The sequence below is a fragment of the Sporichthya sp. genome (assembly GCF_013815995.1).
Lineage (GTDB): Bacteria > Actinomycetota > Actinomycetes > Sporichthyales > Sporichthyaceae > Sporichthya.
The window spans coordinates 1-11,100 of the sequence record NZ_JACDFE010000157.1; the positions used below are offsets into that span (position 1 = coordinate 1).

The 11,100-nt window shown below is 68.9% G+C and carries 7 protein-coding genes and 1 pseudogene; all 8 read left to right on the forward strand.

What is annotated here, in order from left to right; all coding sequences use genetic code 11:
• A pseudogene (locus H0X00_RS16510) lies at window positions 1-320 on the forward strand (hypothetical protein); the annotation flags it as partial.
• Entirely contained in the window at window positions 317-3,358 is a 3,042-nt protein-coding gene (locus tag H0X00_RS16515; RefSeq protein WP_293772940.1) for a BTAD domain-containing putative transcriptional regulator, read from the forward strand. The pseudogene H0X00_RS16510 and the gene H0X00_RS16515, both read left to right, overlap by 4 nt.
• Before the next feature lie 72 nt (window positions 3,359-3,430).
• On the forward strand, window positions 3,431-3,883 hold the full coding sequence (gene vsr, locus H0X00_RS16520; RefSeq protein WP_293772950.1) for a DNA mismatch endonuclease Vsr: 453 nt from the start codon (window positions 3,431-3,433) through the stop codon (window positions 3,881-3,883).
• Between the two features lie 69 nt (window positions 3,884-3,952).
• Complete coding sequence (locus H0X00_RS16525; RefSeq protein ID WP_293772941.1) at window positions 3,953-6,517, forward strand: Z1 domain-containing protein; 2,565 nt, start codon at window positions 3,953-3,955, stop codon at window positions 6,515-6,517.
• On the forward strand, window positions 6,514-7,509 hold the full coding sequence (locus tag H0X00_RS16530) for a PD-(D/E)XK motif protein (protein WP_293772943.1): 996 nt from the start codon (window positions 6,514-6,516) through the stop codon (window positions 7,507-7,509). The genes H0X00_RS16525 and H0X00_RS16530 overlap by 4 nt, the downstream gene beginning before the upstream one ends.
• Window positions 7,506-9,320, forward strand: coding sequence for a hypothetical protein (locus H0X00_RS16535; protein ID WP_293772944.1), 1,815 nt, complete (start codon window positions 7,506-7,508; stop codon window positions 9,318-9,320). The genes H0X00_RS16530 and H0X00_RS16535 overlap by 4 nt, the downstream gene beginning before the upstream one ends.
• Complete coding sequence (locus H0X00_RS16540) at window positions 9,317-10,195, forward strand: hypothetical protein (RefSeq protein ID WP_293772946.1); 879 nt, start codon at window positions 9,317-9,319, stop codon at window positions 10,193-10,195. The genes H0X00_RS16535 and H0X00_RS16540 overlap by 4 nt, the downstream gene beginning before the upstream one ends.
• Before the next feature lie 68 nt (window positions 10,196-10,263).
• The gene (locus H0X00_RS16545) at window positions 10,264-10,929 is read left to right on the forward strand and encodes a DUF6339 family protein (RefSeq protein ID WP_293772948.1); all 666 of its coding nucleotides are present in this window, start codon (window positions 10,264-10,266) and stop codon (window positions 10,927-10,929) included.
• Window positions 10,930-11,100 lie beyond the last annotated feature (171 nt).

Below are 11,100 nucleotides of genomic sequence, written 5' to 3' on the forward strand. Positions count from 1 at the left end.
CCGCGGAACAGGCCGCCCGGGCCGGCGCCGACGCCCTGGCCCGCGACGACGCGCAACGCGGGGGCCCGCTGCGGCTGGACTCCGCCGCGGCCCGCGCGGCCGCCGAGCGGTACCTCGCCACCACCGGGCACAGCGGGACCGCGACCGTCCTCGGCCAGACGGTGACAGTCAGCGTCACGGTCACCCGAAAAACCGCGATCCTCTCCGCCTTCGGCATCGACGACCTCAGCGCAACCTCAACCGCGTCGGCCCGTGGACTGACCGGAATAGACCACGAGGAAGACCTGACCCCCATCCCCGCAGGCAAGGACTCCCGATGAGTAGCCAACCCCGCCCAACGACGGCCGAACGTAGCCCTGCCCACCGGGCCGCGATCGCGAGCGGACTCGCCGCGGCCGGTCTCCTGTTCCTCCTCGTCGTCGCGCCACCGACTGCTCTGCTGGTGGCCGTCGGCAACCCGATGCCGGAGCAGGCGGCGATCAACGGCCGGCTGACCGACTCCGCGGTCATCGGCATGTTGGCCGCCGTCGTCTGGATGGCTTGGGCGCAACTCATGCTCGCCGTTGTCGTCGAGGCGATCGCCGCCGTGCGTCGGGCGCCGCTTCCACGGGGAATCCCGTTCACCGGGCCGCAGCAGCACCTCGCCCGGCGCCTCGTTGTCGCCGTCTCCTTCCTGCTGGTGAGTGGCGCTGCGCTCAACCTGCCGGCCGCCGCCGCATCGCCAGCCTCCGCTGCTGCGGTCTCGTGCCTTCCCACCTCGGCCGACGTTGGTCGTGTGACCCCAAAGACCGCCGCCTCGACGGTTCCCGCTTCGGCGTTAAAACCAGCTGAGCGTGAGATCAGCCCACGGCCACCAGCGATCCCCGCGCAGATGCGTGCCGCGCTGCCGACGGCGACCTCCACCGATCAGGACGGCCACTGGTACACAGTCAGGCCGCCCCGGGGCGCCCACCACGACACGTTGTGGGGCATCGCCGAGCGGCACCTCGGCGACGGCCTGCGCTGGAAGGAGATCTACGAACTCAACCGCGGCCGATCGCAGCCTGATGGCCGCCACCTCACGACACCCAGCCTGATCCACCCCGGTTGGCGGCTGAAGCTCCCGGCGGACGCGGTCGGGGTCGACCGCCCAGGCGCACCGGCATCCGCCGCGGTCGAGGTCGAGCGGACTCACAGAGTGGCCACCGACAAGGCCGATCGGGCGCCGTCGCAACCGCTCGCCACCGAGCAGGCACCAGGCGCTCCGGCCACGGCGGGGGTCGGTACCTCGGCCACGCCAAGCGCACCTGACGTCGGAAGCGGGACTGCGGCGGTGGCCCCGCCGGCGGCCAACGACGACGACGGAGTGGGCGTACCCATCGGCGCGCTGACCCTCGGCCTCAGCGGGCTCGCCTGCACCGGCCTGATCGCCGAGCTCGCCCGCCGGCGCCGCCGGGCGCAGCGGTTCCGCCGTCCAGGTGAACGACTTCGCCGTCCGGCTCCAGCGACCGAGCGGCTCGAACGAGAGCTGCACCTCGCGAATGCTGAACTGACGGTCGCCACGCTCCGTGGTGCACTGCACCGGCTCTCGGAGCACTGCCACCGCACGAGCCGGGCGCTCCCGGATCTGCAGCTGATCGAGCTCGCACCGACCGGTGCAACGCTGCACTTCGCGGACGACGAACCGGACGCCCCACCGCCTTTCGTGGCCGCCGGAACCAGGACGTGGACCCTGGCGCCGGACCTGGAACCGGACCGGAGCGATCCGGTGGTGAACGTCCGCGCCGCGGAGGTGATTGAGGACCCGGTCGACCCGTACCCGGCGCTCGTCGCCGCCGGTGTGGCTGGCGGGTCCATGGTGCTGGTGAACCTCGAAGCGGTCGGCACGCTGCGAATCAGCGGCCCACCGGAGGAAGCCGAGCGGATCCTGTGCGCGATCGCCCTCGAACTCGGAACCAGCGACCTGTGCCGCAGTACCGAGCTCACCGCCGCCGGCTGCCCGCCCGAACTCCTACGCGTGCTCGATCGCGGCAGGGTGAGAGCCACCGACTCGGCAACAGGCCACCGGTGGGTTGAAAACCGTCAGCGGGATGTTGGTGTCCTGCTCGATGGGGTCGATGCCCCGAGCATGCTCGATGCTCGGGCACGGCAGGTCGTTGCCGACGCGTGGGCGCCCGCGATCCTCATCGAGTCCGTGTCGCCGACGGACACTTCGCTGGCGTGCGCCGTGGCACCAGCGCCCCACCGCGGCACCTGCCTGATTACGACCCGTCCTGCCGAACCCGCTGCGACCGTCGGGTGGACGCTCGCCGCAGACAACGGCGTGTGGCGCCTCGACCCGCCCAACATCACGATCGAGCCGCAGCAGTTGGAGCCTGGTCGCCTGGCGCAGCTCTACGAGCTGGTCACCGTAGATGTCGAGGAGGCCCCCGCCCTCGCGCCCACCGATGCCGACACCGTTGCTGCCACGTCCGTAGGGCCTCACAAGGCACCACGGTGCGCTGATCTGGTGACCGTTGTCGAACGTCCCTCCGGGCCGACATCACTGGACCTCGGCACGGATGAGATCGCTGTCTTCCGACCCGGGGATGCCGATCGGGACGCGGAGCGAGCCGATGGCCCGAGGGTGTTGGTGCTCGGCCCGGTCGAGATCACCGGCGCGGGGGACGACGCCCAGCCCGGGCGGCGTCGCCGCGCCACCGAACTGATCGCCTACCTCGCCCTGCATCCCGGGGCCAGCCAGCACCAACTCGACGAGGCGCTCTGGCCGGGGGTCCGGGTCGCACGTGGCACCCGTAACCCGCTGGTCTCCCGCGCCCGTCAATGGCTCGGCTTGACGCCCGACGGCCAGCCGTATGTGGCGATGATCGGCGAGGGCCAGGAGTACCGCCTCCACCCGGAGGCGACCTGCGACTGGGACGATTTTCGGTCGCTGGCCGCCCATGGGCTGGCCGCCGGCGCGAACGGGCTCGATGAACTCGAAGCTGCGCTCTCGCTCGTCCGAGGGCGACCCTTCCTCGGAGTCAACCCCGCCGCCTACGGCTGGGCCGAGGCCGAGACCCAAGACATGATCAGCGCCATCGTCGACGTCGCCCACGCCCTCGCCGAGCAGGCGCTGGCGGCCGGCGACCACCGCCGCGCCCGGTGGGCCACGGCCAAAGGGATCACCGCCGAACCGTGCGCCGAGCTGCTGTATCGCGACGCGATCTGCGCCGCAAAGGCTGGGGGCGACCGCGTGGACGCCGAGCGCCTCGGCAAGGCGCTGCGCGATCAGGTCGACGGGATGGATCCGACCGACGACATCGACGACGACACTGCCCTCGTCCTACGAGGGTTGGTTGACCCAGGCGCATCCAGGTATCCATCGGCGGCAAGGTAGGACCGTGGGTCGCGACTTGCTGGTAGTGGTAGCCAGACGTTGGGCCGTTCCCGGAGACTTGCCCACGTGTCCATGGTCCCCAGCAGCGCGCAGGTCAGCGCCCGGATGGCCGCCCAGTTGCGCAGCGGCACGGCACCGGAGATCGCGCTGCGACGGGAGCTTCATCGTCGCGGTCGCCGGTTCCGGGTCGACGTGAAGCTGGACGTCGACGGGCTTCGCCGTCGCCGCGTCGACGTGGTTTTCACCCGCTCCCGCGTCGCCGTGTTCGTCGACGGTTGCTTCTGGCACGTATGCCCGGATCACGCGACCACGCCCAGGGCGAACCGCGACTGGTGGGCCGCCAAGCTGGCCGGCAACGTCCGTCGTGACCGCGACACCGACGATCGGCTCGCGGCAGCCGGATGGGCGGTCGTCCGCGTGTGGGAGCACGAGGCAACTGCTGACGCCGCTGACCGCGTGGACACCGCACTCGCGAGCGTCCCGGGGGGCAAGGCGACCGGCCGATACGGTTGCGCACGACGGTGAACCTGAGGACCACGACGGACTGCAGGCACTGCGGTCGATCCAAAGACAACTCGGCCAGGGGGCGATGGCGTGCAGGTCGATGACTTCTTTCCCGTCTTCGCGAAGTGGGCGCGCGAGCAGGGCCTGGACGAGGCTCGGCGACGATTCGGCGGGGTGCTCGGCGCCAAGCTGGACGATTATGTCCGGGAGTACGAGGAGCGAGTCGCCCGAATCGAGTCCGACGATCCACCCGTTCTGCACGGGCCTCGGGACCCCTGGTACCCCGGTCCGAACGACGATTCGGACCAGTATTGGCCAGCGCTGAGAGCCTTCTTCACGGACCAACTCGGGTGGGACGAAGACCGGGTGCGCCCGGTGGACCGCGCGTCCACCAAGGTGGTCGCCTACACCCCGCGTCCGGAGCGAAGCACGTGGACGTCGAAGGGTCTGGTCGTCGGGTACGTCCAGAGCGGCAAGACGACCAACTTCACTGCGGTGATCGCGAAGGCGGCGGATGTCGGCTACAAGCTCGTGATCGTCCTGTCAGGGATTCACAACGGTCTGCGCCGGCAAACCCAGGAACGCCTCGACCAACAACTCAAGGATCTCAGCCCCACGGCGTGGCTGACTCTGACCGACCCGGGCGCGGACTTCTACGCACCGGCCATGCAATCCACGGCGCTGCTGCACGACCAGGCGTCCAAGGTCGCGATATGCGTGGTCAAGAAGAACAAGACCGTGCTCAAGCGACTGGACAAGTGGTTAGAGGACGCCGATAAGCAGCGGGTTCTCGCAGACCTGCCGGTGCTGGTCATCGATGACGAGGCCGACCAGGCCAGCGTCCAGACGGCGACAATCAACCCCCTGATCCGCAGGATCCTGGCCAAGCTCCCCAGGTGTACCTATGTCGGCTACACCGCGACGCCGTTCGCCAACGTGCTGATCGATCCCGCCGCTGACGATCTCTATCCCCAGGATTTCATCCTCAACCTGCCGCGCCCGAACGGGTACTTCGGCACCGACCGGATCTTCGGCAGGGAGGCGGTGGAGGGCGACGAGGCCAACGGCGCGGACCTCGACGGCCACGACATGGTCCGCATCATCGACGACAGCGAACTGGTCCATCTGCGGCCGGTAGGTCGCCAGGTCGCCGGTTTCACCCCTGAGATCACCGATTCGTTGGAGAGCGCCATTCGCTGGTTCTGGCTCGCGACGGCAGCGCGCCGGGCCCGTGGCGACACGGGCCATTCGACGATGCTCATCCACACAGCGGTCAAGATCGCGGTGCACGAGGCGTTCAAGGAACCGCTGGTCGAGGTCAGGGACGACGCCTTACGCCGGTTGGGCGATGGGGACCGAACGATTCTCGACGAACTGGAGGCGCTCTGGATTGCGGAAACAGCACGCGTGCCCGCCTCCGAGTTCCCGGAGGTGACGGCGACGTCGTTCACCGAGGTGCGCGAACACCTCACGGACGTGGTCGGCGCCACGCGCGTCGTGCTCGACAACTGCCGCAGCGACGACCGGCTCGACTATTCCCAACCCGGGCAGATCGCTATCGCGGTGGGTGGCAACACGTTGAGCCGAGGACTGACGCTCGAGGGTCTCGTCGTCAGCTACTTCGTTCGCGCCGCTCAGGCCTACGACACCCTCCTGCAGATGGCCCGCTGGTTCGGTTTCCGACCGGGTTACGAGGACCTGCCGAGGATCTGGATGACCGCGCAACTCGAGGCGTGGTTCCGGCACTTGGCGACCGTTGAGCACGAGATCCGGCTCGACATCGAACGATACGAACAACAGGGGTTGACGCCGAGGCAGTTCGGGGTCCGGATCCGAACCCACCCCGTCCTGCGGATCACCGCCAAGATGGGCGCTGCATGCCCTGCGTATGCCTCCTACGGAGGTCGTCGCATCCAAACCAGGTACTTCATCGAGCACGACGCAGGCTGGCTGCGCGGCAACCTGGATGCCGCTGACGAGTTGATCCGCGACACCCGAGCCGCTGCCGGCATCGGTGAGGATTTGCCGAACGGCGGCCTGCTCTACCGCGACGTCCCGGCGGAGCTCGTCGAGCGATTCATCGGTACCTACACAAGCCACCCGGACTCACCCGATCTGGATCCTGACCTCATCCTCAAGTACGTGGGCAAGCAGCGGGCGTCGGGAAGCCTGGACCGCTGGAGTGTCGCCGTCATGGCCGCGACCGACGACAACAACGGGACGGTGCGGCTGGGTGGCATCGAGTTCGGCCGGATCACCCGCGCCAAGCTGTCAGGCACAGGACCGGATCGCGCGGACATCAAGACGTTGATGTCCAAGGAACACCGGGTCGTAGACCTCGGGTTCGATCCCGCGGCCGCACGTGCGATGAACGAGACCGCGCTCATGGAGGCGCGGAACACGGACGCGGATGGCAGCGTCAGAGGACTCCTGCTGCTGTATCCGATCGATCCCGCTTCGCAGCCCGACCCCCGCAACGCGAGAACTCGCGACCCGTTGGCGGCGCACGACGACGTCATCGGGCTCGCGCTGGTGTTCCCCGGTAACGCCGACGCGGGCCAGGTCGAGAGCTACGTCGCCGCGGACTTGTCGGGTGTACAGATCGAGGAGGAAGAAGCCGAACTCGCGGCCCTCAACGGCGAGGACGACCCGTGAACGAACCGGCCGACTGGCTGCGGGAGCTCGGCCACTCGTGGCCGCTATTGGTCGCTCAGTCGGCTACCGAGATCAGCACCACGCCGCTCGGGTTGGACGTCGGTCCGGCACCGATCCGCGTCGCGGTGAACGGAACCGGAAGTCGCCATCTGCTGATCCCCGTTGGGGAGGAGGACGTCGCAGGCGACGAGGCCGAGGGGCCCCTGCTGCTGCGGATCCGGACCTACACGTTCGGCCGCGTCCCGGCGCACCACCTCGACGTGTCCTGCGCGCGACCGGACCTGTTCGACCTGTTCGACGAAGTTCTGGCCGATGTACTGATCGCAGCCGGGGCTGAACCACACCGGCCCGCCGCCGCCGCGGTCGGAGTCGTTGCACGGTGGCGGACGCTGCTGAGCACGCACCGGGCGCGTCGGTTGACACTCGTCGGGCAGATGGCGATGTTCGCGGAGCTGACCGTTCTCGATGTGGTCAGCCGTGGCTTCGACCTGGACATCACCTGGTGGCGGGGACCGCTCCGGGAGCCGCATGACATCCGATTGCCGGGATGTGCGTTGGAGGTTAAGGCACTCGGGGCCGCCGCCACGGACGTGGAGATCCACGGGATTAAGCAGCTCGAGGAGCCTGCCGATGTTCCGCTCGCTCTCGTCCTCGCCACCGTCGTCGAGGCAGACGACGGGGCGACCCTCCCGGAGTTGGCCGAACGGATCTCCGGCCGAGCGACCGATCGCGGTGAGATGCGGCGACGGTTCGCCGCAGCTGGCTACAGCGAGGCCGACGCGCCCCGGTACACCGAGCGGTTCCGGGTAGCGGAGCTCGCCCATGTGCCGATCAGCGCAGACGTCCCGAGGATCGTGCCCGCCTCGTTCGGCTCGACGGGCGCACCCGCGGGTATCGCGGGGGTCACCTACCGGATCGCCGTGGCAGTCCTCGATCCTCACGCGGCCAGGGGAGAGGCCGCGTTGGTGTCCTGGGTAGGGGACGTGTCGTGACCGGAGCGCAGTGGTGGTCGCAGCCTGTCGCGCCCGAGGGATTCACCGCCTCCGAGGGCATCCGTCGTCAGCTCGGGAGGCCCCACCTTGATCCACTGACCGTCCTGATCCGGGAGACGGCCCAGAACAGCTGCGATGCCGCGTTGCCCGGCGGCGGCGACATCGATTTCGCCGTGCGCCTCAAGCGACTGTCGGGCAACGGCCTGCTGGCATGGCAAGAATTCCTCCTGCCCGAGCCCGACGGCTCGGATCTGGGCATAGCGGAGACGATCGCTCAGGGGCCTTTGCTGATGACGATCGCCGACCGCGGGACGACAGGCCTCGGCGGCCCTCTCGGTGCTGACGAGAACCCCGTGGCCGGTGAGCGACCCGACTTCGTCAACTTCATCCGCAATGTGGGCGCTAACAAGGCGGTCGACCTCAGCGGAGGCTCGTACGGGTTCGGCAAGGGCATCATCTACAACGTAAGCCGATGCCATGTCATCGTCGCCGACACGATCTGCACCTTTCGCGGGCGCCGCCAGCGCAGGCTGATCGGGGCGGCTCTAGGTGACGCCTATGCGGTGAACGGGCGCCGGTTCACCGGCCGCCATTGGCTCGGCGTGGAGGATGGTGGGCACACGCGACCGCTGCTGGACCGCGAGGCGGACGAGATGGCCGCACGTCTCGGACTCTCCTCCTTCGCCGACGGTGCGACAGGCACGACGGTCGCGATCGTCGATGTGGACCTCGGTCGTAGACCGGGCGCGGACGATGTCGCCCGCGAGCCCGACGACGCCGCGGAGTTCATCGCCTCCACGATGTTGTGGAACCTCTGGCCGCGCATGATCAGCGGTCGAGCCAGCCGATTGGTGTGCAGTGTCCGGAGAGATGGCTTCGCCACGGAGATTCCCGATCCCGAGCAACTCATCGAGCTGAACCCGTTCGTCCAGGCCTACCGTGCGCTGTCGGAGAACGGGCACTACCAGGTCCCGCCTCGGCGCGCGCAGCCGGCGGAGGTCGGCCGATTCGCCCTCATCGAAGGGATGGCACCCGTCCGGGTCAACCCCCTCGTCGCCGCCGCCTCCCCCCTCGGAGGGCGTTCGCATCACTGCGCCCGGATGCGTCAGGCGGACCTGATCGTCGACTACGTCGCGGGCGAAGCTCACCCGGACGAGGCCATCCAGTACGGCGCGGTGTTCCGGGCAAGTGAGGCGGCGAACGCCTACTTCGCGGAGGCTGAACCACCAACCCACGACGACTGGGTGATCGACGGGTTGCGCCGCACTGCGCGGGGCGTCGTGCAGTTGGCCACCGCGTTCGTCCGCGACCGGCTGCGCGAGAAAGGCGGCGAGACGACCCGGCCTACGCCGACCGGGGAGGCGACGCTGGGGGCACTGGCCAGCCGCCTCGCCGGTCTGGTCACCGCAGAGGGCGACGCCGCCGAGGCCTCCACGCGGGCCCGGCCGGGTGGGCGGGGAAGTACGCCCACCCTGCGCCCACGCATCGTTGAGGGGCCGGAACTCGTCGATGGCGATGACGGTCGTCCACTCATCCGCGCGATGGTCCAGCTCCCCGACTGGTCAGCGTGCCACATCGTCACGGCAGAGCCCGCGATCGTTCTCGACGGCGGCCTCGAACCTCTGGACGAGCTCGAGGGCAGGTCCGCCGTGATCGGCTGGAGGTCCGCAACGTCGGGGGACGTTGTGAGCGGACCCGAACTGGCCGTCGACCCCGCCGCGGATCGTCGGTGGGAGGTGCGACTGCGCGCCGAGCCGGAGGCCGTCGTGCGGCTCTCGATCAGCTTTCGGAGTGGGGGTGCCGCGACATGAGCGATGTCAAGCCGTACTTCGTCCCGCCATCCGCCTTGATCGCGGTCTCGGAGTGGAGCGGCCTCGTCGGGGGCGAATGGGAAGCGATCGGCGATCGAGTCGAGGACTGGGACTACCGCACCCGACTCCAGCTCCGCTGCACGATCGACGCCGATCTGGACGCCGTTCGGTCCGCCGCGCGACTGGCTGACGCACCGCTGATCTGGGCCATCGGTTGGCGGGCAACCGACACCGGGCTGGTTGGCGAACCCACTCAGCTGGCGGCCGTCTCCGGCCCCATCACCGTCGATCTCGAGGTGCCGCCGGAGCGAGCTGGCTCAACGATCATCTTGACCCGACGACTCCTCCTGGCCGCTGATCGGGGCGACGCCGTCCCGGGACAGGCCCGTTGGGCGGGCAGCATCCTCTGGTCCGATGAGACCACGCTTCGTCTCACCGGCCACGGGGCCGCGTTTCCGGCAGAGGTCGTCGACTTCCGCGCCACCGGCCACGACCCGGACGCCTCCTGGTACCTCGAACTGCCCGCGACACCCGACGTCCCGGTCATGGGCGCGATGATCCTGTTGATCAACGCCTCGGACACGGCCCTCGTCTCCGCGGTATCCGTAGGGCGCAGGGCCAACGACGTCCAGCAGGTGCTGCTCGCCACGATGGAAGAGGGCATCGTGGAGGAGCTGGTCCGGTGGGCGCTGCACCGGTGGCGCGACCTGGAGGACGTCGAGGGGGACTCGGTCGGAGCCAGCGCGCGGACCCTCGCCCTCCGCGTTCTCCCCGACGTCGAGTCGTGGACAGTTCCCGAGGCCGATTCGATGGCCTTGAAGTCGGCGATCGTCGACGGCTGCCGTCGGATCGGCTTCGGACGGAGGCTGGCATGACGCAGTTGTGGCCGAGGCTCGATGGCGCGGTGGTCAGATCCCTTTACGGCGAGCTCCGGAACCGGAGCGTGTCCGACCTTGCCGCAGTCGTCCAGTCCGATCACGCTCGGGCGACCTACGCCGCGACCGGTGGCGCGCGAGTCACCAGCTCCGAGGTCGCGGCGCTCGGTGAGCAGCTGAGAGTGATCGCCCACGATTTCGGGTATCCAGAGGCCACCGATGACTCACGCCGGATCGGCTACGACAGAGCGGCCGCAGAAGCGTTGTTCGAGCGAATGGACCTGACCACCGTCGAAGCGGCGCACAACGGGGTCTGGAACTTCCTCACCTTCGTCGTGGCGCCGGATCTCGTGCGTTGGCGCTGGCTGGGCAGTTCCAATCCCGAACGGTGGATCTGCACCGATCGCACCCGGCACATGTTCGCTCGCCTCTGGTGGCAGGCCTTGACCTTCGGACAGGCCGGACTGGGCGTCCCGATCGACCTCTCGCTTCTCCGGGCACTGGACGAGAGCGACCTCAACCAGATCACCGAACGCCGCGCGATCGCCGGCAATCCTCGGCTGGCACAGGCCGTCGCCCGGCTCGCGATGTCGGCCGAGGGCGCAACCCGACGGACCGTCCTCCGTGACCTCACCCCGCGGTTGCGACGCCGGCTGGCTTTCGTCGACTTCGCCGCGCTGACCGACCAGCAGATCGAGGAACACCTGCGGTCGCTGAAGGGAGGCAAGACGTGACCCGAACACGCCAATCCACAGGGAGGCGAACTCATCCGACTGTATCGAACATATGTTCTGCATATCTGCTTGAGTGCAGTACGATTTCGGGTGTGAGCAAAGAACGGCCGCTAGGCGGAGTCGACTACCCGCGCACGTTGCAGGAGTTCCGGGACTGGTTCCCGAACGATG